Source organism: Streptomyces sp. NPDC045678, from assembly GCF_056432085.1.
This window is the reverse complement of sequence record NZ_JBWKJS010000006.1, coordinates 230,120-253,477: the sequence shown is the minus strand read 5'-3', so window position 1 is coordinate 253,477 and position 23,358 is coordinate 230,120. Positions and strand designations below refer to the sequence as shown.

Annotated in this window: 18 protein-coding genes; 8 read left to right on the top strand and 10 right to left on the bottom strand. The window is 71.9% G+C overall.

Annotation, left to right across the window (positions count from 1 at the left end):
- Positions 1-112: 112 nt before the first annotated feature.
- Positions 113-2,506, bottom strand: coding sequence for an ABC transporter family substrate-binding protein (locus AC07DO_RS22300; protein ID WP_479061968.1), 2,394 nt, complete (start codon positions 2,504-2,506; stop codon positions 113-115).
- Between the two features lie 412 nt (positions 2,507-2,918).
- Here AC07DO_RS22300 and AC07DO_RS22295 point away from each other — a divergent pair, with 412 nt between their 5' ends.
- The 4 genes from AC07DO_RS22295 to AC07DO_RS22280 all read left to right on the top strand — a co-directional run bounded on the left by AC07DO_RS22295 (position 2,919) and on the right by AC07DO_RS22280 (position 6,893).
- Entirely contained in the window at positions 2,919-3,230 is a 312-nt protein-coding gene (locus tag AC07DO_RS22295; protein WP_479061966.1) for a hypothetical protein, read from the top strand.
- Between the two features lie 90 nt (positions 3,231-3,320).
- Positions 3,321-4,157, top strand: a complete 837-nt coding sequence (locus AC07DO_RS22290; protein ID WP_479061964.1) for a hypothetical protein — start codon at positions 3,321-3,323, stop codon at positions 4,155-4,157.
- Between the two features lie 16 nt (positions 4,158-4,173).
- Positions 4,174-6,126 carry a fumarate reductase/succinate dehydrogenase flavoprotein subunit gene (locus AC07DO_RS22285; RefSeq protein WP_479061963.1) on the top strand — a complete coding sequence of 651 codons (1,953 nt, stop codon included), beginning with the start codon at positions 4,174-4,176 and terminating at the stop codon, positions 6,124-6,126.
- Entirely contained in the window at positions 6,123-6,893 is a 771-nt protein-coding gene (locus AC07DO_RS22280; protein WP_479061961.1) for a succinate dehydrogenase/fumarate reductase iron-sulfur subunit, read from the top strand. The genes AC07DO_RS22285 and AC07DO_RS22280 overlap by 4 nt, the downstream gene beginning before the upstream one ends.
- A 19-nt stretch (positions 6,894-6,912) precedes the next feature.
- Here the strand turns inward: AC07DO_RS22280 and AC07DO_RS22275 are convergent, their stop codons facing one another.
- Positions 6,913-7,572 (bottom strand): SMI1/KNR4 family protein, encoded by a 660-nt coding sequence (locus AC07DO_RS22275; RefSeq protein ID WP_479061960.1) that lies wholly within the window; start codon positions 7,570-7,572, stop codon positions 6,913-6,915.
- A gap of 235 nt (positions 7,573-7,807) precedes the next feature.
- Here AC07DO_RS22275 and AC07DO_RS22270 point away from each other — a divergent pair, with 235 nt between their 5' ends.
- Entirely contained in the window at positions 7,808-9,940 is a 2,133-nt protein-coding gene (locus tag AC07DO_RS22270; protein WP_479061959.1) for a TPM domain-containing protein, read from the top strand.
- 138 nt (positions 9,941-10,078) lie between these two features.
- Positions 10,079-10,792, top strand: a complete 714-nt coding sequence (locus AC07DO_RS22265) for a PspA/IM30 family protein (RefSeq protein ID WP_479061958.1) — start codon at positions 10,079-10,081, stop codon at positions 10,790-10,792.
- Between the two features lie 65 nt (positions 10,793-10,857).
- Here AC07DO_RS22265 and AC07DO_RS22260 read toward each other — a convergent pair whose 3' ends face one another.
- From AC07DO_RS22260 to AC07DO_RS22230, 7 genes are all read right to left on the bottom strand, one after another.
- Positions 10,858-13,548, bottom strand: a complete 2,691-nt coding sequence (locus AC07DO_RS22260; protein WP_479061956.1) for a SpoIIE family protein phosphatase — start codon at positions 13,546-13,548, stop codon at positions 10,858-10,860.
- A 173-nt stretch (positions 13,549-13,721) separates the two neighbouring features.
- Positions 13,722-14,138, bottom strand: coding sequence for an ATP-binding protein (locus AC07DO_RS22255; protein WP_479061955.1), 417 nt, complete (start codon positions 14,136-14,138; stop codon positions 13,722-13,724).
- Positions 14,139-14,266: 128 nt separating this feature from the next.
- Positions 14,267-14,665, bottom strand: a complete 399-nt coding sequence (locus AC07DO_RS22250; RefSeq protein ID WP_479061954.1) for a (deoxy)nucleoside triphosphate pyrophosphohydrolase — start codon at positions 14,663-14,665, stop codon at positions 14,267-14,269.
- An 86-nt stretch (positions 14,666-14,751) separates the two neighbouring features.
- A complete protein-coding gene (locus AC07DO_RS22245) occupies positions 14,752-14,937 on the bottom strand; it encodes an SPOR domain-containing protein (protein ID WP_479061952.1) in 186 nt (61 codons plus the stop codon).
- 338 nt (positions 14,938-15,275) lie between these two features.
- Positions 15,276-16,031 (bottom strand): GntR family transcriptional regulator, encoded by a 756-nt coding sequence (locus AC07DO_RS22240; protein ID WP_479061950.1) that lies wholly within the window; start codon positions 16,029-16,031, stop codon positions 15,276-15,278.
- 112 nt (positions 16,032-16,143) lie between these two features.
- Positions 16,144-17,388 carry an alpha/beta hydrolase fold domain-containing protein gene (locus AC07DO_RS22235; RefSeq protein ID WP_479061948.1) on the bottom strand — a complete coding sequence of 415 codons (1,245 nt, stop codon included), beginning with the start codon at positions 17,386-17,388 and terminating at the stop codon, positions 16,144-16,146.
- Between the two features lie 124 nt (positions 17,389-17,512).
- Complete coding sequence (locus AC07DO_RS22230) at positions 17,513-18,586, bottom strand: DUF4190 domain-containing protein (RefSeq protein WP_479061946.1); 1,074 nt, start codon at positions 18,584-18,586, stop codon at positions 17,513-17,515.
- 312 nt (positions 18,587-18,898) lie between these two features.
- Between AC07DO_RS22230 and AC07DO_RS22225 the strand changes: the two genes are divergently transcribed.
- On the top strand, positions 18,899-20,122 hold the full coding sequence (locus AC07DO_RS22225) for a serpin family protein (RefSeq protein WP_479061944.1): 1,224 nt from the start codon (positions 18,899-18,901) through the stop codon (positions 20,120-20,122).
- A 33-nt stretch (positions 20,123-20,155) separates the two neighbouring features.
- On the opposite strand, the gene AC07DO_RS22220 is transcribed toward AC07DO_RS22225, so the two are convergent.
- Positions 20,156-21,730, bottom strand: coding sequence for a S8 family peptidase (locus tag AC07DO_RS22220; RefSeq protein ID WP_479061942.1), 1,575 nt, complete (start codon positions 21,728-21,730; stop codon positions 20,156-20,158).
- A gap of 269 nt (positions 21,731-21,999) precedes the next feature.
- Between AC07DO_RS22220 and AC07DO_RS22215 the strand changes: the two genes are divergently transcribed.
- Positions 22,000-23,148 (top strand): threonine synthase, encoded by a 1,149-nt coding sequence (locus AC07DO_RS22215; protein ID WP_479061940.1) that lies wholly within the window; start codon positions 22,000-22,002, stop codon positions 23,146-23,148.
- The last annotated feature ends 210 nt before the right edge of the window (positions 23,149-23,358 follow it).

Genomic DNA, 23,358 nt, shown 5'->3' with positions numbered 1-23,358 from the left:
GCAGGTCAATGGGTACACACGAGCTTGCCCGCCGGGAGGGCCGGCGGGCAAGAGAGTTGAGCGGAATCTGAGGCGGGGCGTCACTTCGGCCGGGTGCCGCCCCGGCGGGGTGTTACTTCGCGGACGGTCCGCCCGACGGCTTCGCGCCCGGCTTCAGGAAGCCGATGTCCTCGTAGCGCGGGGTCTGGAAGCCGAACGCTCCGGCGTTGGCCAGGTTCGGGCGGGCGGCCATCAGCTGGGGGCGCTGGTAGAGGGGGATGGAGCCCGCCTCCGCCCAGATGCGGGCGTCCGCCTTCTTGACCAGGGAGCGTGACGTTTCTGCATCCAGCTCGCCGACCGCCTGGTCGAACAGTTGATCGATGTGGTCCGTGCCGACACGGGTGTAGTTCTGCTCGACGTTCAGCGAGCCGTCCGCGGCCGGGACCGGCTTGGCGAAGATCGGGCGGGCGTCGGTGGCCGGGAAGGCCGAAGCGGGCCACGAGTAGAGGGCGAGGTCGTACTGACCGGACGCGATGTGGTCCTTGAAGTAGCTCTCGTCGGCGACCTTCGCCGTCTCCGTACGGACACCGATCCTCTCCAGCATCCGCGAGATCCGGTCGGCCACCGCGCGCAGCTGCTCCGAGCCGTCCCCGGAGGGCAGCACGAAACGGAGGGTGAGGGGCTTGCCGTCCTTGGCGAGCGGGCCCGCCGCCGCGGCTCCCTTCGCACCCGATGCCTTGGGTGCGGCGGTGCCCTTCGGGGCGTACGCGCCGGGGGCGCCGCCCTTGGCCTGATCCCTGGAGTGCTGCTTGGCGTGGTCGGCGGGCTCCTTCTTCTTCTCCTTGTCGGCCTCGCGGGGCAGGCCGAGGACGTCGGCCTGGCGGTTCAGGACGGCACGCTGGTAGGCGGCCGCGGGGGCGGGGGCGAGGACGGTGGTGCTGTTGTCGCCGGGCTTGCCGTCTTCCTCGCCGACGATGTAGGTGCCGTCGTCGTTGCCGTTGCCGTTGCCTTCGCCGTCGCTGTCGCCTCCGTCGGTGGAGTCCTCTTCGGAGTCCTTCGACTTCTTCTCGGCCTTCTCGGCCTTCTCGCTCTTCTCGTCCTTCGCGTCGGACTCGCCGCCTGCCGTCTTCTCCTCCTTCTCCTCCCCCTTCTCCTTCTCTCCTTCTTCCTTCTCCCCCTTCAGGAGCGCGCCCGGCGTCCAGCCGGCGTCCGCGAGGAGCGCTCGCGCCTCGGCGGTGTCCTGCTCGCCGAGGGCCCCGCTGTTGTCCGCGTACGCCTGCTGCCCGGCGAGGGCGAGGTGGCTGCCGACCGGCTCGGCGGGGAGGCCGAGCGGCTTGAGGACGGTCTTCGCGAGCTCCCCGCGGTCCAGGGCGCGGGCGACCGCACGGCGCACCCGGTCGTCGGCGAGCGGGCCTTCGGAGCCGTTGAGGGCCAGCTGCGTGTAGGCGGGCTCCAGGGACTTGCGTACGACGTAGCCGCGCAGCCCCTCCTGCTCGGCCGCGTACCTCTTGACCGCCTTGCGGGTCTTGGCGCGTGCCTCGGTCTCCGTGTCGGCGGCCTCCTCGTCGGAGCCGTGGGCGATCGCCCAGGAGCGCAGCGCCCTCGCGGGGGTGATCGCGGCGCCGGGGCCGTGGGCGAGCGGGCCCTCGCCCCCCTTGTCCCCGGCGGCCCGGGAGATCCGCCCGGCCTCGGCCGCGTCGATCGCGGCGAGGTCGATCCGGCCCTTGGCGAGCGCCTCCGCCCGCTCGGCGCGCCCCACCTTGCGCAGCACGATCTTGTTGAGCTTGGCCGGGCCGCCCCACCAGCGCGCGTTGCGCTCCAGCGTCACGTCACCGGCCTTGCGGTCGGTGCCGCTGAGCGCGAAGGGGCCCGCGGTCACCTTCAGCTTGCGGCGCGCGCCGTCGTTGAAGGAGTCGGGCGTGCCCATGATCTGCTTCGGGTACAGCGGGGAGAACAGGGAGCGCCAGTCCGCGTACGGCTTGGCGAAGGTGACCCGCACCTCCAGGTTGTTCGCGCCGCGCTCGATCTTCGCGATGCGGTCGTAGCCCGCGTTCCGTGCCGTCCAGTACGCGCTGTCCCTGCCGGAGAGGGCCCGCCACTGCGCGGCGAAGTCGTCGGCGCCGATCTCCCTGCCGTCGCTCCAGACCGCCTGCTGGTTGAGCTTGTACAGGACGACCTGCTGCGGCTCGCGCTCGACGACCTCCGCGGACTCCAGGAAGTCGGTGTTGCGCTGCGCCCTGCCCTGCGCGTCGAGGCGGAACAGGGACGGCAGGACCGCGCCCGCGACCCGCGCGGTCGCTTCGTCGGCGTCCGCCTGGAAGGAGTTGAACGTTTCCGGCAGCTCGTCGACCGCCCAGTTCATGGTTCCGCCGTCGGCGACCATGTCCCGGGCGGCGGGAGCGACGTCCTGACCCGCGACCGGCCGGCCGGCCTCGTCGCTCGAGCTGCATCCGGCGAGGGCGGGCAGAGCCAGCACCCCCGTCGCGAGGAACACGACAGATCTGACTCTGGCGCGGTCGTGGGACATGACTGGTACCTCCGGGGTCCGGGGCTCGCCCGCCCGCCCGCTGCCAGGACCGGGCCGGGTTTGATCACGTTTGGCGGTATATGGAGCTGATCACATCTATGGCCCCACTGAAGGCGACGGGACGCGGGGTGCGGGGGAGGCACGGCGCGGGGGCGCGCAGATGCCACTCGTGCGGCCCAATGGGGTGGCGGTCGGGTTGGCTGCCACGGGCGGCGCGGGGTAGCCCGGTGGCGGCCGGGCGATCGTGAAGCGGTCGCCGTCGGTCGAGGTCGGCGCGATCGGCACGTGATCCGGCGCATTCACCGCCCCTGATCCGGCAATCACTGCAGATCTCTTCACAAGCCGGGATGTGACGCGCGACACTCGCAGGCGCATGAGCGTTGCCACCGCACCCCTGAAGTGAGGGCAAGTAATGGCTCTGCACGATGAATTGACGGCTGTACAACGTTGCGTGGACGACCTCGTCCGCACCGTCGGCAGGCTGGAGCAGCAGGCCGGCGACCAGATCGCGGGCGTCGACGTGCGCCGGGTCCGCACGGACACCGACCATCTGCGCGAGAGCGTGGCGCTGCTGCGCGCGGCGGTCCCGCCACCGTCCCCCCTCGCACCGCACGAGCCCGAGTTCGTGACCATCCCCGATACGCCGTACGACCGCTCGATGTGGACGAACACCGGCGATTTCGACGACGAGGGCCTGGGCGGCAGCGACCGCCACGCGCCCTGATCCCGCACGCACTCTCTGAGCGCACGTCCTCTCTGAACGCACGCCCTCTCTGAGCTTCTCCCCGACCGAGGAAGAAGGAGTGGAGCCTCGTTGGCCACCGGCACGGAACCCCAACCGAAGAGCGGACCGGCACCGGGCGGCGGCGTGCGCGACGGCACGCGCGCCGCCATCACCGTTGCCCATCTGCGTACGGACCGCTGGTGGCTGGCGCCCGCGGCGACCGCCGCGGGACTGCTCGCCTTCATCGTCTACTCGACGTGGCGGGCCTTCGCGAACGCGGACTACTACGCGGCGCCGTACGTGTCGCCGTTCTACTCGCCGTGCCTCGCCGAGAACTGCGAACCGATGAAGGGCGGCCCCAACTGGGAGATCTTCGGCAGCTGGTGGGGCCTGTCCCCCTCCATCCTGATCCTGATCTTCCCGCTCGGCTTCCGGCTGACCTGCTACTACTACCGCAAGGCCTACTACCGGGGCTTCTGGGCCTCACCACCGGCCTGCGCGGTCGCCGAGCCGCACAAGAAGTACACCGGCGAGACCCGCTTCCCGCTGATCCTGCAGAACATCCACCGGTACTTCTTCTACGCCGCCGTGCCCGTGGCGGGCATCCTCACGTACGACGCCGTCCTGGGCTTCCGCGACGAGAACTACGAGTGGGGCCACATGGGGCTCGGCACGCTCGTCCTGCTCGTCAACGTCGTACTGATCTGGATCTACACCCTCTCCTGCCACTCCTGCCGCCATGTCATCGGCGGCAAGCTCAAGCACTTCTCCAAGCATCCCGTCCGGTACCGCATGTGGCAGTGGACCGGGAAGCTGACCAGCCGGCACATGCTGCTCGCGTGGACGTCGTTGGCGAGCGTGGCGCTCGCCGACCTCTACGTCTACCTGGTCGCGAGCGGTGCCTTCGACGATCCGCGCTTCTTCTGATGGACGGGGCCTTCTGATGTCTCAGGTGGAACGACAGCAGTGGGACGTCGTCGTGGTGGGGGCCGGGGGCGCGGGCCTGCGGGCCGCGATCGAGGCGCGTGAACAGGGCGCCCGTACGGCCGTGATCTGCAAGTCGCTGTTCGGCAAGGCCCACACGGTGATGGCCGAGGGCGGCATCGCCGCCTCCATGGGCAATGTGAACTCCGGCGACAACTGGCAGGTCCACTTCCGCGACACGCTGCGCGGCGGCAAGTTCCTCAATCAGTGGCGCATGGCCGAGCTGCACGCCCGCGAGGCGCCGGACCGCGTGTGGGAACTGGAGACCTGGGGCGCGCTCTTCGACCGCACTCCGGACGGCCGGATCTCGCAGCGCAACTTCGGCGGCCACGAGTACCCGCGGCTCGCCCACGTCGGCGACCGCACCGGCCTGGAGCTGATCCGCACGCTGCAGCAGAAGATCGTCTCGCTGCAACAGGAGGACTACAAGGAGTTCGGCGACTACGAAGCGCGCCTGAAGGTCTTCCAGGAGTGCACGGTCACGCGCGTGCTGAAGGACGAGTCGGGCGACGACGGCGACGAGGGCGGCCGCGTCGGCGGGGCCTTCTGCTACGACCGGGAGTCGGGCCGCTTCTTCGTGCTCGAAGCGCCCAGTGTCGTCCTGGCGACCGGTGGCATCGGCAAGTCCTTCAAGGTGACGTCGAACTCGTGGGAGTACACGGGCGACGGCCACGCGCTCGCGCTGCTCGCCGGCGCGCCCCTCCTGAACATGGAGTTCGTGCAGTTCCACCCGACGGGCATGGTCTGGCCGCCGTCGGTCAAGGGCATCCTCGTCACCGAGTCCGTGCGCGGCGACGGCGGCGTCCTCAGGAACTCCGAGGGCAAGCGGTTCATGTTCGACTACGTGCCCGACGTCTTCAAGGAGAAGTACGCGCAGTCGGAGGAGGAGGGCGACCGCTGGTACGAGGACCCGGACCACAACCGCCGTCCGCCCGAACTGCTCCCCCGTGACGAGGTGGCCCGCGCCATCAACGCCGAGGTGAAGGCTGGCCGCGGCTCCCCGCACGGCGGCGTCTTCCTCGACGTGTCGACGCGCATGCCCGCGGACGTCATCAAGCGCCGACTGCCCTCGATGTACCACCAGTTCAAGGAGCTCGCGGACGTCGACATCACCGCCGAGGCGATGGAGGTCGGACCGACCTGTCACTACGTGATGGGCGGCATCGCGGTCGACTCCGACACCGCGGCCACGCGCCGCGTGGCCGGGCTCTTCGCCGCGGGCGAGGTCGCGGGCGGCATGCACGGCTCCAACCGGCTCGGCGGGAACTCCCTCTCCGACCTGCTGGTCTTCGGACGGCGCGCGGGCCTGCACGCCGCCAGGTACGCCGCGGGGCTCACGTCCCGGCCCGTGCCGGACGAGGTGCAGGTGGACACGGCGGCCGCGGAGGCGCTGCGGCCGTTCAGCGCCGAGGGGCGGGAGGACGGGGTGACGCCCGAGAACCCGTACACCCTCCATCAGGAACTGCAGCAGACCATGAACGACCTGGTCGGCATCATCCGCCGCGAGGCGGAGATGGAGCAGGCTCTGGAGAAACTCGCCGAACTGCGGGTACGGGCGCGGCGCGCCGGAGTCGAGGGCCACCGGCAGTTCAACCCGGGCTGGCACCTCGCCCTGGACCTGCGGAACATGCTCCTGGTCAGCGAGTGCGTCGCGCGGGCCGCCCTGGAGCGCACGGAGAGCCGCGGCGGTCACACGCGGGAGGACCACCCGGCGATGAACCGCGAGTGGCGGCGGGCCAACCTGCTCTGCCGGCTGGCCGACCCGACCGGCGGTCTGGCGGCCACCGATCCCGTACGCGGCCAGATCGACCTCGACCGCGTCACGACCGAACCCATCCGCCCGGACCTGCTCGCCCTCTTCGAAAAGGAGGAGCTGGTCAAGTACCTCTCTGAAGAGGAGCTGTACGAATGAGTTCGTACGACGCGCAATTCAAGGTCTGGCGCGGGGACCTGAGCGGCGGTGACCTGGAGGATTTCAAGATCGAGGTCAACGAGGGCGAGGTCGTCCTCGACATCATCCACCGCCTGCAGGCCACCCAGGCGCCCGACCTCGCGGTGCGCTGGAACTGCAAGGCGGGCAAGTGCGGTTCGTGCTCCGCGGAGATCAACGGGCGCCCTCGCCTGATGTGCATGACACGGATGTCGGTCTTCGGCCGCGACGAGGTCATCACGGTGACCCCGCTGCGCGCGTTCCCCGTGGTGCGTGACCTGGTGACCGACGTCGGCTTCAACTACACGAAGGCGCGCGAGGTCCCGGCGTTTGTACCGCCCGCGGACCTGGGCCCCGGCGAATACCGCATGCAGCAGTCGGACGTGGACCGCCCGCAGGAGTTCCGCAAGTGCATCGAGTGCTTCCTGTGCCAGGACACGTGCCACGTGGTGCGCGACCACGAGGAGAACAAGGGCGTCTTCGCGGGCCCGCGCTTCTTGATGCGCGTCGCCGAACTGGACATGCACCCGCTGGACGCGGCGGCGGAGTCCGGTCTCGACCGCAAGCGCACGGCGCAGGACGAGCACGGGCTCGGCTACTGCAACATCACGAAGTGCTGCACGGAGGTGTGCCCGGAGGGCATCAAGATCACGGACAATGCCCTGATTCCCCTGAAGGAACGGGCGGTTGACCGGAAGTACGACCCGTTGGTCTGGCTGGGGAACAAGATCCGCAGGAGGACGGAGTAGCCGGCTGGGCGCCCGAGGGCTACGCCCGGGGCACCGCACGTTCCTCGGGCGTCTGCCACGCCACCCGTTCCGCGCGGGTCAGCCAGTGGGCGTACCACTCGGCGAAGGTGACCCGGGCCGTGCTGCCGAAGAACTCGAACGGGATCACGCCCTCCCCGACCGCGCGGACGTCCTGCCACATCGTGCCGCGCTCGGGGCCGGTCATCGCCAGCAACGTGTAGTAGGCGCAGCCCTGTTCGCTCACGTGGAGCGCGCCTTCGGTCAGCGAGTCGAGGAGCTCGTCGTCGCGCTTGTCCCAGGCGGCGTAGGCGTCGCGGAACCGGGCCGCGTCCTCGTCGGAGTCCCCGTAGGCCGACCGCTGGGGCTCCGCCTCTTGGTGCGCCTCCCACTCCGCCGTGCGCTCGGGACGGAACACCGCGGGGGTGGGCACAGCTTCGGGGCCGGGGTCGGACTCGGGGGGCTCGATGGTGAACAGGCCGTAGTCCGGGCCGGCGCCGCCCGCGGCGACCTCCAGCAGGAAGCTCCGGTACTCCTCGGGAAACCGCACCCCGCTCTGTCGCTCCACCGAGGCGACCTGCTCCTCGGTGAGGGCCGGGCGCAGCTCGAACCGGTGGCCGTACTCCTTGGAGTACGCGCCGAACACCGCCCGCCGGTTCGGCGCGTCCCGCAGCGCGAGCACGCGCTCCCTCACCCCTGCCCAGACCCCGCCCACCTGCGCACCTTTCTGCCGCGGCCGCCTCCCCGGAGGGCGCTCGGCTGAGCACAACTCCCACGGTGTACGACGTCGCGAAGCCACGACGAACCGACAACGGAGCGAACCGGGCCACAGTTCCCGCCGTCCCTCCCCCTCACGCCCTGAGGGCGGCACACGCCCCGGGTCGCGGAGCCCCGTATGCCGCCATACGCTCCCCAATGTGACGCCGCCCCCGTCGACAGCCGCGCGGGCAGCAGTGGTCGCGGTGGCCGTGCTGCTCGTCTGGTTTCCGCTGCTGAGCGCCTCCCCCGCGGTCGCCGACGAGCCGGTCACGCTCTCCCGTTCCGGCCAGGTCACCGACAAGGCGGACGCGCTCGGCGACCGCGCGGACGCCGCCGGGCAGGCGCTCGACCGGCTGTACGACGACCGGCGCGTGCAGCTCTTCGTCGTCTACGTACGCGACTTCTCCGGCCGTTCCGCGCAGAGCTGGGCGGACGCCACGGCCGACCGCAACGGCCTCGGGCTCGACGACGTGCTCCTCGCCATGGCCACGCACGACCGCCGGTTCGCGTACTCCGTGGACGAGGGTTCGCGGCTCACCGACGCCCAGCTCCGGGACGTGGCGACCACGGCGATCAGGCCCGCCCTGCGCGAGAACGACTGGGCCGGAGCCGCGATCGGCGCGGCGGACGGCTACCGCGCGGTGCTCGCCGGCCGTCCCGTCCCCACCCCGTCGGTCACGCCGGGCCCGGCCGACCCGGGCGCCGACACCTCCGGAGCCGACGACTCGGCGACGGGCGATCTGGTCCTCCCCGTGGCGGCGGCGTGCGCGGCCGGGGTCGCCGCCACGCTCGCGTACAAGCGGCGCAGGAAGCGCGCCACTACCCGCACGACCCCCGGTGGCGGCCGGGGCCAGGACACGGCCGAGGAGGCCACCCCGCTCCCCGAGCTCGACGAGAAGGCCCGGCTGCTGCTCGTGGAGACCGACGACGCGATCCGCACCAGCACCGAGGAGCTCGGCTTCGCCACGGCGCAGTTCGGCGAGGAAGCGGCCAGGCCCTTCGCCGACGCGCTCGCGTACGCGCAGACGGAGCTGACGGCGGCGTTCCGGCTCCGCCAGGAGCTCGACGACGCCTTCCCCGAGGACGATCCCACCAGGCGCCGCATGCTGGCGGAGATCGTGGCGCGCTGCACGGACGCAGGACGCCGCCTCGACGCCGAGGCCGCCGGGTTCGACGAACTGCGCGCCCTGGAGAAGAGCGCCCCGCAGGCCCTGGAGCACGCGGAGACCGTGTTCCGCCAGGTCGCAGCACGTACGGGGGCCGCGGAGACCACCCTCTCCGGTCTCCGCGAAAAGTACGCGCCGACCGCCTCCGCCGCGGTGCTCGGCCATGTCGAGCAGGCCAAGGACCGGCTCGTGTTCGCCACCACCCACCTCAACCGGGCGCGGCAGAGCCTCGACGCGGGCGAGAACGGCGAGGCCGCCGTCCACCTGCGCGCCGCCGAGGGCGCCGTCGACCAGGCCGGCACGTTCGTGGACGCCGTGGGCCGTCTGGCGGCCGAGCTCGCGTCGGCCGCCGAGAAGCTGCCGGGAGCGCTCACCGACGCCGAGGCGGACCTCGCCGACGCGCGCGGTCTCCTCGAAGGCACGTCCACAGGGGTCTCCACGGCCGATCTGAGGGGCCGGGTGGCCCGCGCCGAGTCGGTCGTCGCCGAGGTGCGCGGCAGGACGGCAGCGGGGCCCTACGACCCGCTCGACGCCCTGCGCCGGGTCGAGGAGGCCGGCGCCGCGCTCGACGAGGCCCTCACGGGGGCCCGCGAGCGCGAGGTCTCCGACCGGCGCGCCCGGTCCCTGCTCTCCCAGGCCCTGCTCACCGCACGCAGCGCCGTCGGCGCGGCCACCGACTTCGTCACCACGCACCGCGGCGCCGTCGGCAGTGAGGCACGGACCCGTCTGGCCGAGGCCCGGCGCCACCTGGCGGAGGCGGAGGCGGCCGAGGGCGGCGATGTCACCGCGGCCCTCGGCGCGGCGCAACGGGCGGACGCGCTGGCCCGTCAGGCGCAGCAGCTCGCCGAACGTGACGTACGGGGTTACGGCAACCCCGACGGAGGGCTCGGCGGGGGCGGTGGCCGGGGCGGCGGCATGGGCGGCGCCGTCCTCGGCGGCATCATCCTGGGCGAACTCTTCGGAGGAGGCGGTCGCCGGGGCGGTGGCTACGGAGGAGGCGGTTTCGGCGGAGGCGGTGGCTACGGAGGGGGCGGTTTCGGCGGAGGCAGCCTCGGAGGGGGCAGCCCCGGCAGCTTCGGCGGCGGCGGTACACGAGGGCGCAGGGGCGGAGGCGGCAGATTCTGACGACGCCCCACCCGGGAGACGCGCCGCGACACGTCCCCCGATAGACGCACCCCAGCCCGCCCCCGTAGACGCGCCCCGCACACACTCCCGCCCCCGTCGGCACCCTCGCACCGGCCCCTCGTACAAGGAGCAGAAGCCATGCCGAAGCAGACCGTCCTCGGCCGTGTCACCCAGCTCGCCAAGGCGAACCTCAACGCGCTGTTCGACCAGGCCGAGGACCCGCAGAAGATGCTCGACCAGCTGATCCGCGACTACTCGAACAACATCAGGGAGGCGGAGGAGGCGGTCGCGACCACCATCGGCCATCTGCGGATGCTGGAGCAGGACCTGAAGGAGGACCGGGACGCGGCGGCCGAGTGGGGCGGCAAGGCGCTCGCTGCGAGCAAGAAGGCGGACGAGCTGCGTGCGGGCGGCGACGCCACGGAGGCCGACAGGTTCGACCGGCTCGCGAAGGTCGCGCTCGGGCGGCAGCTGCAGTCCGAGAAGGAGGCGGAGGGCGCCGAGCCGACGATCGCCTCACAGACCGGGGTCGTGGAGAAGCTGAGGTCCGGGCTCGACCGGATGAAGACGAAACTGACCGAACTCAAATCGCGGCGTGATCAGTTGGTGGCCCGCGCGACGACCGCGCAGGCGCAGAACCGGATGATGGACGCGGCCCAGAGCATCGACGTCCTGGACCCGGCCGGCGAGCTGAGCCGCTTCGAGGAGAAGGTGCGGCGCGAGGAGGCGCGGGCCCTCGGCAAGCAGGAGCTGGCCGTGTCCTCGCTCGACGCACAGTTCGAGGAGCTGGACGCCCTGGGGGACGAGGCGGAGATCACCGCCCGCCTCGCCGCCCTCAAAGCGACCACGTGAGCCTCCCGGCGCCTCTGAAGGGACCGCCAGAGGCCCCCGGCAGCCCCTCTGAAGGGGCCCCCGCGTCAGAACAGGCTCAGCAACGCCTCCGCCGCGTCCATCGGCTCCGTGTCCCCGTCCGGCAGCGCCAGTTCGAACCACACCGTCTTCCCGCGCGGTGTCCTGCGCGAGCCCCACGCCGCGCTGAGCAGCCCGACCAGCTGGAGCCCGCGGCCGCCCTCGTCGGTGTCCCGCGCACGGCGGCGGCGCGGCTGCACGAAGCTCGCGTCCCACACCTCGCACACCAGCGTCCGGTCGAGCAGGAGACGCAGCCTGATGTCGCCGTCGCCGTACCGCAGGGCGTTGGTGACGAGCTCGCTGACCAGCAGTTCCGCCGTGTCGCAGAGCCGCTCCAGGTCCCAGGCGCGCAGCTGGTCGCAGGCGAGCTCACGGGCGCGGCCGACCGACTTCAGGTCGCGCGGCAGCGTCCAGTCACCGACGTGTTCGGTGGGCAGGCCTTCCACGCGGGCCATCAGAAGGGCGATGTCGTCCTCTCCGTGGTGGGTGTCCAGGGTGTTCAGGACGTGGTCGCAGGCGTCCTCCAGGGTCGTCGGGGCGTCGTTCAGGGCGCGTACGAACGCGTTCAGGCCCTCGTCGAGCGGGTGGTCGCGGGATTCGACGAGACCGTCGGTGTAGAGCGCGAGCAGGGCGCCCTCGGGGAGTTCGACCTCGACGTCCTCGAAGGGCTCGCCCCCGACGCCTAGGGGCAGGCCCGGCGGCACGTCGAGCATGAGCGCGGATTCGCCCGGCTCGACGAGGACGGGCGGGAGGTGGCCCGCGTTGGCGAACGTGCAGCGGCGCGTGACGGCGTCGTAGACCGCGTACACGCAGGTGGCGAGGTAGACCTCGCTGAGGTCGGCGTCCGCGTCCGCCGCCTTGCGTGCTCCGCGGGAGGCCTGTTGGGGCCCCGCGGGGTTGCCGAGGCCCCGGGCGATCTCGTCGAGGGCGGAGAGCACCTCGGCGGGTTCCAGGTCGAGGAGGGCCAGCGTGCGGACGGCGGTGCGCAGCTCTCCCATGGCGACGGCGGCGCGCAGGCCGCGGCCCATGACGTCGCCGACGACCAGGGCGGTGCGGTGGCCGGGCAGCTCGATGACGTCGAACCAGTCGCCGCCCACCTCCGTCGCGGCGTTGCCCGGCAGGTAGCGGCAGGCGATGTCGAGTCCTGACGCCTCCGGGTCGCCGGGCGGCAGCAGGGAGCGTTGCAGTATCAACGCGCGCTCGTGCTCGCGGCGGTAGAGGCGGGCGTTGTCCATGCAGACGGCGGCCCGCGCGGCCAGCTCGACGGCCAGCGCCCGGTCGCGCTCTCCGAAGGGTTCGCTTCCCTTCGTGCGGGAGAACTGGGCGAGGCCGACCACGGTGTCGTGGGCGACCATCGGCACGGCGAGCGTCGACTGGACGAGGCCCTTGGTGAGGCGGCTCGCCGACTCGTCGTCGGCTCCCGTGACCAGGCGGGGCCGGGCCGCGCGCAGGGCGTCGGCGCAGGGCGACGTGAAGGCGAACCGGTGCACGGCGCCCACGTCTATGGGCGCGCTGCCGTCCGGGAACGGGGCGTCGGCGACGGCGCTCGCGAAGGCCACGCGGCGCAGGTCCGCGCTGCCGTCGGCAAGCCCCGGCGGTGTCTCGTCGCCGTCGAGGAGGCCTTGGTACAGGTCTACGGAGGCGAGGTCGCAGAAGCCGGGGACGGCGACGTCGAGCAGTTCCCGTGCGGTGGTCTCCAGGTCCAGGGAGTTGCCGATGCGGGCGCCGGCCTCGTTCAGCAGGGCGAGGTTGCGGCGGGCGTGGGCGGCCTCCCGCGCGGCGGCGTGCCGTCGGGTCACGTCGGTGCCGAGGCCGGCGACGCCGATGGGACGCCCCGAACCGCTGTGCACGCGGTAGAGGTTGATCGACCAGTGCCGTCGATCGCTGCTGCCGGGTGCGGGGCCCACTATCTGCATGTCCGTCACGGAGTCGCCGGTCTCGAGGACCCGTTTCAGGGCGGCGGCCATGCGGTCGGCCTCGTGGCGCGGCAGGTAGTCGTGGACGGTCCGGCCCCGCTGGTCCTCGACGCCGCCTCCGAAGACGGCGGCGAACCGGCGGTTGGCACGCTGCACCTTCAGGTCCGTGCCGAACAGCAGGAAGCCGAAGGGAGATTGGCCGAAAATGGCCTGAGACGCGGCGAGGTCCGTCTCGATCTGCCGGAGCACCCGGACGTCGACGACGATGCAGACCGCGGCCCGCTCGCCCTCCTCGGTCACGGTCGGCATCACGTACAGCTCGGCGATGCCTTCCAGGCCGCCCGCGCCCCGCTCACCGCCCGCGCCCGGGTCGCCGGGCCCGCCGGGCGCGAGGACGTCCTCGGGCAGCCTGAAGGGCACCGTGCCCGTCCACTCGCGTCCGTCGAGGATCTCCGCCATCTTGCGGTGGCCGCCCGCGCGCAGCTCGGGCGGCACGAAGGCCTCGATGGGGTCCTTGCCGACGGCGTCCCGCGCGGCCACGCCGAACAGCCGCTCGGCGCGCACGCTCCACTGGTCGACCAGGCCGTCGGCGCCGATCGAGAACGAGGCGACCTTGATGTAGTCGTAGATCGAACCGGGTGGGTTGCTCTGCCACGTCTCGTCGACCGGTACGTCGACGACCGGCACGTCAGCGTTCGGCTCGTCGCCGGCCGGCGCACCCTCGGCCGTCGCGTCGCCCGACGGACCGTCGCTCTCCGTCGCCTTCGCTGGTATCTCGCTCACGCGAACCGTCCCCTCCAGCTCACCGCGCCCGGCACCGGTCACCGCATACGGCTGACCGCAGTATCCAGCACTACGGTGCCGCGCCACACGGCGTTCACGATCACAGCACGGACTCGACGCTTTTTGGCCCGTGCCGCCCTTGTGCAGGACGCTTCTCGCACACTGCCAGTCTTCTAACCCGGCAGCGCCAGCTCGAACCACACCGTCTTCCCCGTCCTGCCCGTACGACCCGGACGTGTGCCCCAGCGCAGCGAGGATCGGGACACCAGCTGGAGACCGCGGCCGCCCTCGTCGTCGAGGGCGGCGGTGCGCTCCAGGGGCGGGTCGGGGAGCGGATCGGACACCTCTACGAGGAGGGCGCCGTCGGGGACCACGGGGCGCACGAGGCGTACGCCGATGGGCCCGGAGGCATGACGCAGGGAATTGGTCACCAGCTCGCTCACGAGCAACACGGTGATGTCGGCGACGGACGCGAGACCCCAGTCGGCGAGCTGTTTGCGGACCACCGTGCGGGCGGTGCGGACGGCGCCGGGGTCCGCGGGGAAGGCCCACTCGGCGCAGTCGCCTTCGGTGTCGATCACGCCGATCACTTCCAGACCAGTAGCCGGACCTGCCCGGGATCCTGTCCGGTTTCATAGGGTTAATGGGCACATACCCGATATCCGGTCTGCTTTATCGCGTACGGGAGCGCACTGTGGCACGAACGGCGTACGCGGGGTCAGTGCGTGGCGTGCGGCAGGGCGAGCGCCGCTTCGACGGCGGGCACGTCGGCGGCCAGCCAGTCGACGGACCAGACCTGGTCCGGGGTCAGCCAGCGCAGCTCGTCGTGGTCCTCCAGGGGCCTGGGTTCGCCCGACACGAGGCGGGCCGTCCACACGCGCAGGACGTAGCCGTTGGGCAGCGGCCACTCACCCGGCACCCGGCCGGTCGTTTCGGCCTCGACGCCCAGCTCCTCCCGGAGCTCGCGCACCAGCGCGTCCTCGCTCCGCTCCCCGGGTTCGACCTTGCCGCCGGGCAGTTCCCAGCCTCCGGCGAGCTCAGGGGGCGCGCTGCGCCGTGCGGCGAGCAGGCGTCCGTCGTCGTACAGGGCGGCGCCCACCACGATGCGTTCGTTCATGCGTCGGAGCCTAGGGGGCGGGGCAGCACGAGTCCCGGGGAGGTCACTGCTCTGCCCCGAGAGTCCCCGGGAGTCCCCGGAAGGCCTTAGCGTCCGCTGCCGTTCTGGCTCAGCTTCTCGATCGAGTAGAGCTGCTTGTACCCGCGGTCGTGGAGGCTGTCGGCGATCTTCTGGGCTTCGGCCCTCGTCGCGTACCTGCCCACGCGGTAGCGATTGCCGTTGTCGTCCTGACGTATCACGAACCAGGGCAGCAGAACTGTCCCGTCATTCATCGCGCCCCTCCGTCCGCCACCCCCGACGCACCCCACGCCTCGATCTGTAAGGAAACCGCAGTCTGCATATGCCCGAGCCTACGCCCGACCTTTACGCAGCGGATACGACTTTGCACAAAGAGGTACGCATGAGGGCCGCTATCGGCCAGGGCTCCGGCTACGCGCGCAACGGGAGGGGGCCCAGGGGTGTGTGGTGACAGCCGAAACCCGCCCTCGCGCACGACGAGGCGGGGGGGGCGGGGCGGGGACCGTCGGAGGCGCACAGGGATGCGCCGGTACTGAGAGCGCGCTAGGGAAGCACTAAGGGAGCACCCAGGGAGTACGTGCAGCGGGGCCGGCTACCGCACGGGCAGGTGGTACGCGATCCGGTAGCGATCGGCGGGCACCACGATGTCGGCCGCCTCCACGGGGCGGCCCGATGCGTAGTACGTCCGGTGGACGACGATGACCACATGGCCGGGGACGCCGCCGAGCGCCGTGAGCTCCTCCGCGAGGCCGGGGCGGGCGCCCACTTCCTCCGCGACGTTGTCCACGATCACGTCGATGGCCGCCATCCGGTCCACCACTCCGCAGCCGCCCAGCGGCCCCTCCTCGGGGAGCATCACGGGGGTGCGCCCGGTGACGGCCAGAGGCTCCCAGGAGGTGGAGAGCATCATGACCTCACCGGCGTCCCGGAAGACGTACTTGGTGCACATCACGCGGTCGCCCACGCGGATGCCGAGGCGCTCGGCGACCGCGGCGTTCGCCTCGATCTGCTCGCTGCGGGACTCCCAGGTGCCGCGCACGCCGTCGGCGGCCTGCTCCTGGCGGAACGGGGTCGAGCCGCCGTTCACCGCGCGGTACCCGGTGCGGGCGATCTTGCGCGGGACGGGGCGCTCGCGCACGTAGGTACCCGATCCGGAGCGCCCTTCGACCAGGCCCTCGGCCATCAGGACCTTGCGCGCCTCCAGGGCGACCGTGTCCGACACCCCGTACTCCTCGCGGATCCTGGCCTGCGAGGGGAGGCGGGTGTGCGGCGGCAGCGAACCGTCGGCGATCTTCTTGCGGAGATCACCCGCGACCCGCAGATACGCCGGCTGTTCACCGAAAGTCACTGGCCACTCCCATCAGGTTGACAGACAGCAACAGCCTGGCAACCGTGGGTTGTTGCGTGCAACCCAAGGCCAAGGAATCACCCGAAGTGATGATTTCTCCCCGCGCAGGTCTTTACGCAGGGCCTTTCCCCGGATATAGCGAGCGGTCGAGGACCTTGAGGAAACGTTCGGTCGCGGCCCGTGCGATCTGGCTCCCCCAGCCTCCCCAGTTCACGTCGAAACAATGATCGGCCCACGGCAGTTCGACGTACGTCGCCGGAGCGCCGGCCTCTTTGAGGCGCCGGGCCAGTTCGCGTGCCTGTGCGACCGGCACCGCGCGGTCCGCGCTTCCGTGCAGGAGCAGCGTCGGCGGTACGTCGCCCCGGACCAGCCGCGCGGGTGAGCCGAGGCGGTAGCGGGCGGGGGCGGTGGCGGCCGAACCGCCCATCAGGAGCGGGATCATGGGGTCGCGGCGCAGTGCGGTACCCGCGATCAGGCGCCGCATGTCGGTGGGCCCGTAGAGGGAGAGGACGCCGGAGACCGAGCTGTCCCGCACCTTGCAGGACGCCGGGACCCTGCCGTCGCCCTGCGTGTAGGCGGCGGCGAGCGCGAGGTTGCCGCCGGCCGAACTGCCCGCCAGGAGCAGGCGGTCGGGGTCGATGCCGTACACGCGCGCGTGCCGCCGCACCCAGCCGACGGCGCACTTCACGTCGCCGATCTGGTCGAGCTGGGTGGCACGGGGCGCGAGACGGTAGTCGACGTCGAAGACCGACCACCCGCGCGCGTTGAACCAGCGGTTCCATTCGGGGGTCTGGCTGCGGTGGCCCTTGTTCCAGCCGCCGCCGTGCACCCATACGACGGCGGGCCGCCGCACGTCGGCCCGCTTGGGCAGCGCCCACAGGTCGAGCCTGAGCTTCTGCCCCTTCGCGCGGTGCGCGCCGTGGGCCCCGCGCACGCCACGGGTCCCGTTGCCGCGGCCCACGCGCGCGTAGGTGAGGGTGCGCGCCCGGTCGGGCACCTTGGCGTAGTTGACGCCGTCGAAGTACCGCGTGGCGGTCAGATGTTGCCCCTGCTGCCGCGCGGTGCCGTACGCGGCCGCGTACGGCATCACTCCGTAGACGAGGGCGGCGAAGGAGGCGAGCGCGGCGAGCCCCGCACACCAGGGGTGACGCCGGGCCGCGAGCGCGGCACCCGCGAGGCCGAGCAGCCCCGGCGGCAGCAGCAGGAGCCCCCAGGAGGTGATCGCGCCGGCGACGAGCACCAGGAGCGGGAGGCGGGGCAGCGGGGCGGCGACGAGGACGGCGAGCGCCACGTTCAGCAGACCGGCGGCCACGAGCAGGACCCGGGTCACGGCGGGCGGCGGCACGACGGACGTCACGCCGAAGAACTATCACAGAAGCAGACAAAAGGCGCTTAAGGGCGTCCCTTCTGGGGGGTGCCTCAACGGACGCCTTCGGGCGCGTTCCGGTAGCCGGCGGTGCGCCGGAGCCAGGGCCGCCTGCTCAGACCTCTTCGCTGTCGCCGCCGTCCCCGTGGTCCTCGTCGAGGCCGGTCTCCGGGCCGTCCCACGGAGTCGCGTCACGCGGCGAAGTCGTCGCCAGGCCCAGGGACTTGCGGGCCGCGACGGCGCTCTTGTCACCCATTTTCCGAAGGCCCGCCACCTGATGCCTGTAGAAGGTGTCGGCATCGGAGGCCTTGGCCGCCTTCGCCCACTCCTCGCGGTCCTCTTCGGTCTCGGTGACGAGCTTGCCGATGTGCTTCCGCGTGCCCGTCGGCCAGTCGTGCGCGCGCAGCTGCCGTGCCTGTTCGGCGAGGCCCTTGTCGACGCGGGCGGCCCACTTCTTGTGCCCTTCGAGGTCGTCCTCGATCCGCTCCTCCGCGGGCGCCGCCAGGTACTCCTTGCTGAAGGCGAGGTCCGCCTTCACGAAGGCGAGCTGGTCCGGGTCGAGCGTCGTCGCGTCGCTGCGCAGGGAGCCCTCGAGCGGCTCCTTCGGGTCGGAGGCGCCGAAGATGCACGTGCCGTGGCGGTCGCCGTGGCGCCAGGTGGTCCGGTCGGGCATGAAGTAGTAGATCTCGGCGCCGTCGAAGTCCGCCCAGGTGTCCATGACGTACGCCCACTGCAGGTCGGTGCACCTGGACTCCGCGAGGTCGACCATGGCGTCCTCCCCCGGGTACTCCGTGTGGTCCACGCGGAACGACGCGAAGACCTCGCCGTCGTGCTTCCCGGAGCACGGGACCCCGTCCACCTGGGAGGTGTACTTCATGGAGTCGATCTTCCCGTCGGGCGCGTCGAAACAGCCGCCCTTGTCGATCGGGAAGGCGCCGCCGCTCTGCCGGGACTCGCGGGCCGCGTCCTTGAACCCCTCGGCGAAGTCGCGGGCCGCGCCCGTGGCAATGGAGAGGACGAGCAGCAGGACGCCCACTACGGAGAGGATGCTTCCGGCGATCGCGAGACCCTTGCCGCGCTCGCCCTTCTTCTTGATCTGCGCGAGCGCGACGAGGCCGAGGACGAGTCCGACGGCGGGCACGAAGCAGAGGAGCCCGAACACGAGCGACGCGATCGCGAAGCCGTTCACCGGCGGCCGGGAGTACGGGGAGTACGGGCCGGGCCAGGGCTGGTACGGGAGCTGTCCGTGCGGTGGCGGCGGCCAGGGAGGCCCGGGCCGGCCCGGCGGCTGTGCCGACTGCCCTCCAGGAGGGGCGTTCGGGCCGGGGGGCGGCGGTATGTCCACGGGTAACGTGCTCCTGGATTCTGGTACGGGTGGTTCTGGGGCAGCGCCGAGGTGACACTGAGGGGCGATGCGGGTCGTGCGGAGAGCTTGGCGCATCGTAATCGGGGCGAGGGATAAAAGGTAATGCAGCGGCAAAGCTCAACAACTCGGGCAGCCGTGCGGGGAACCGTACGGGCCGTCAACGGCCTGACCTCGAAGTGGGCCACGACGGTGTCCGCCGACCGTGGCACGGTCTTCTCGGCGCCGGGCGTCTGGCCCCTCCTCGCGTTCCTGGCCGACGGCGCGACCGGTGCGGCCCGCGCGGAGCTCTCCCAGGCGGTCGGGCTCCCGACGGACGAAGCGGCCTCGGCCGCGCGGGAGTTGCTGGCCGCGATGGACCGCGTACGCGGCATGGACGCGGCCCTCGGCCTGTGGACCGGGCGCACCCTGACGCTGCGGGACGCGTGGCGCGACGGGGTGCCGGTGGACGCCCTGGGCGTGCTGACCGGGGACCCGGCGGTGGACACGGCGGCGCTCGACGCGTGGGCGGCGGAGCGGACGGGCGGGCTGATCGAGCGGGTGCCGGCCGAGCTCACGCCGGACACCGAACTGGTCCTGGCGAGCGCGCTCGCACTGCGCACGGAGTGGGCGACACCGTTCGAACGGCACCCGCTGTCCCCCGCCTCCGGACCGTGGCGGGGACTCCGGATCGCGGGACTCCAGCGGTCGGCCCCGGGCCTGGATGCCGTACGGATCGGCCGCGGCCCGGCCGGCCGCGTCACCGGGGTGACACTGCGCGGCGCCGCGGACACGGACACGGACACGGATGCGGACGGGTACGGGGGCGTCGACGTTCAGCTGCTGCTCGGCGAGGCGCAGATGAGCCCCGGCGACGTACTGACGACGGGCCTCGGCATGCTCACGGACGACGTCCCCACGACCTCGGGCGACGAGCTGGCGCCGGGGCCCGCGGGACCGGGCGCGGTCCTGCGCGAGGCCCTCGCCGACACCCGCGACGAGCCGCCGCACGTGGCGCTGAGCGCCGTGGAGTTCACCCTCGACGCGGAGCACGACCTCCAGGCACCGCCCGGGATCTTCGGCCTGGACGCGGCGAGCGTTCCGCGCCCCGGCTCGTTCCCGGGGATCTCCGACCGGCCCCTCGGGGTGGAGTCGGCCCGGCAGACGGCGACCGCGACGTTCGGCCCGACGGGCTTCCGTGCCGCCGCGGTCACGGCGGTCGCCATGGACTGGATGGGGCTGCCCTCGCATCCGACGACCGAGCTCGCGGTCACGGTGGACCGCCCTTTCGGATTCCTCGCCGTCCACCGCACCTCACGCCTGGTCCTCGCGGCCGGCTGGGTCACCGACCCGGAGCCGTACCGCGAGGACGAGGGTCACTGAGTCACGTACGCGAGCACGCACGCACCTCAGGGGTCAGAACTGCAGGCTCCAGGAGTCGATCTTCCCGGTGTCCTGCGCCGCGTTGTCGCTGACCCGCAGCTTCCACGTGCCGTTGGCCGTCTCCGAAGAGGCGTTCACCGTGTACGTGGTGTTGATGTTGTCGCTGCTGCCGCCGGTGCCGTAGCCCTTGAGGGTGTAGGCGGTGCCGTCGGGCGCGATCAGCTGGACCTGGAGGTCGCCGATATACGTGTGCTGGATGGCCACCGGCACGCTCAGGGCGGCGGGCGCGTTGCCCGGGACCTCGGTCACGGTCACCGGGGACTCGGCCGTGGCGTTGTCCGCGATCGGGTAGTCCGTGTCGTTCGTGAACTTCTTGCCCGGCGGGTTGGTCGTACCCCCGGTGACGTTCAGGAGACGGTTCGGCGAGCCCGTGCCGGGGCTGGTGACGACGCCGGTCGAAGAGGCGCTGACCAGGCCCGCGGAGACCTGCGCCGGGGTCGACGTGGGGTTCTGGCCCAGGTAGATCGCGGCCGCGCCCGCCACGTGCGGGGAGGCCATCGACGTACCGGAGATGGTGTTCGTCGCGCTGTCACCGGAGTTCCACGTCGAGGTGATCGAGGAGCCGGGGGCGAAGATGTCGAGGATGCTGCCGTAGTTCGAGTAGCTCGCCCGTGCGTCGGTGTTGGTCGTGGCGCCGACGGTGATGGCCTCCGCCACGCGCGCGGGCGACTTGGTCGACGCGTCGGTCGACTCGTTGCCCGCCGCGACGGCGTACGTGATGCCGGACGCGATGGAGTTGCGTACCGCCGTGTCGAGCGCGCTGTCGGCGCCGCCGCCGAGCGACATGTTGGCCACGGCGGGCTTGACCGCGTTCTTGGTCACCCAGTCGATGCCCGCGACGACCTGCGCCGTGGTGCCCGAACCCTGGTTGTTCAGGACGCGGACGCCGACGATCTTGGCCTTCTTGGCGACGCCGTGCAGGGTGCCCGCGACGGTACCGGCGACGTGCGTGCCGTGGCCGTGGCCGTCCTGCGCGGTGTTGTCGTTGTCGATGGCGTCGTAGCCGTAGGAGGCGCGGCCGCCGAAGTCGGTGTGGCTGATGCGGACGCCGGTGTCGATGACGTACGCGGTGACGCCCGCGCCCGCGGAGTCCGGGTAGGTGTACTTCTGGTCCAGCGGCAGGTTCTTCTGGTCGATGCGGTCCAGGCCCCAGGACGGCGGGTTGGTCTGGGTCGCGGTGGCGGTGAACGTACGGTTCTGGACGACCGCGTCGACCGCCGGGTCGGCGGCGAACCTCTTCGCCGCGGCCTCGGAGAGCTCGACCGCGTAGCCGTTGAGAGCCTTGTCGTAGGTCCGCTCGATCGTGGCGCCGTATTCCTTGGCGAGGGCCTTGCCCGCGGCGGAGCGGGCCTTCGGAGCGTCCTTGTCGAGGCTCACGATGTAGCTGTTCTTGATCACGCCGGGAGCGCCGGCGTTCTCTATCGTGCCTACCGTCCGGTCCGGCTGGGCGGTGGCCGGGAGGGCGGAGACGACGCCGAGGGCGAGGGCCGCGACCGCTGTCGCGCTGATCCCGGCCAGTCTTCGGCGGTTCTGACGCATCACTGCCATCTGAGGGGTCCTCCTCAATAGGTGGTGCGCTGGTGGGGGAATGGTGCCGTGGTGCCCACACTCACGGAGACATAAGACAGGTCCATGTCAAGCGAACATGCCTGCTCTTGCCTCCGTCGGGACGAAAGATTGGCGGATCCATAGGAATCCCACAAGGGTCAGGACCGGACGTAACACGACCGCCACGGACCCGTCATGACGCACCATCACCAAACGCCACAGACCTCTCACGTCCCCCCTTCAACAAACGCCCCAACTAGCCTGCGCGCATGACCTCTGCGACCGGCACGACAGCCCTGCCCGACCGCTTCTGCCCGACCGACGGGACGCGCATCGCCGCGCACTCCCCCGCCTGGTCGTGCCCGGCCTGCCGCGGCCCCCTCGACCTGGACTTCTCCCCCACGCCGGCCCCCCGCGACAAGCTGTCCGGGCGGGTCAATTCCCTGTGGCGGTACGCGGAGTGCCTGCCGCTGCCGGCTCCCGCGATCTCGCTCGGCGAGGGCCGCACGCCGCTCGTGGAGCTGGCGGGGCCGGTTTCGGCCAAGCTGGACTTCCTGATGCCGACGCTGTCCTTCAAGGACCGTGGCGCGGTCATGCTCGCCGCCCTCGCGCGGCGCCTCGGCCCCGACCGGGTGATCGCCGACAGCAGCGGCAACGCGGGCACGGCCGTCGCCGCGTACTGTGCGCGGGCCGGCCTCGACTGCACCGTGTACGTGCCCTCCGGTACGTCGCCGAAGAAGCTGGAACAGATCGCCGCGCACGGGGCACGCCTCCAAGTCGTCGACGGCGACCGTGAGTCCACGGCGCGGGCCGCCCGCGCCGCAGCCGACGAACCCGGCACGTTCTACGCCTCGCACGTCCACAACCCCTACTTCCTCCACGGCACCAAGACGTACGTCCACGAGCTCTGGGAAGACCTCGGCGGCCGCCTCCCCGACGCCCTGGTCGTCCCTGTCGGCAACGGCACGCTGCTGCTCGGCGCGGCACTCGCGGTCCGCGAGCTGCACGCGGCCGGACTCATCACGCGCCAACCCGCCCTGTACGCCGTGCAGTCCGCGGCGGTGGCCCCGCTCGCCGCCGCGTGGCGGGCCGGGGCCGACGACCTGGTCGGCGAGACCCCGACGGCGTCGACCTTCGCCGAGGGCATCGCGATCCCCCGCCCACCGCGCGCCCGCCAGATCCTGCACGCGGTACGCGCGTCGGGCGGCGGCTTCCTGACGGTGACGGAGGAGCAGATCGCGTCGGCCCAGCGGGACCTGGCCTCGCGCGGGCTGTACGTCGAGTCCACGGGCGTGGCCTGCTGGGCGGCCGTACGGGGCGGGGTGCTCGGGGAGCGGACGGCGGTGGTTCCGCTGTGCGGGGCGGGGGCGAAGACGGGGCTCGCGGGGGCGAGTGCCGCGAACGCGGTGGGCGGCTGATGCCAAGTAGGGGGTGAGACCGCCGCCCGGCGGTCGGGGAGGGGGGCCCGGGATTCCCGCGCATCCGGATGAACGGGATGACCCCGGTACAGATGCACCGGGCCTCCTCCTGGGGACGACGCACCGGATCATCGGCCAGGACACCCCGCCGGACCGCTGCACCTGGCTCGAAGTGGGCCCGGCGGACCGCGTGGGGCGGCTTCCATAACC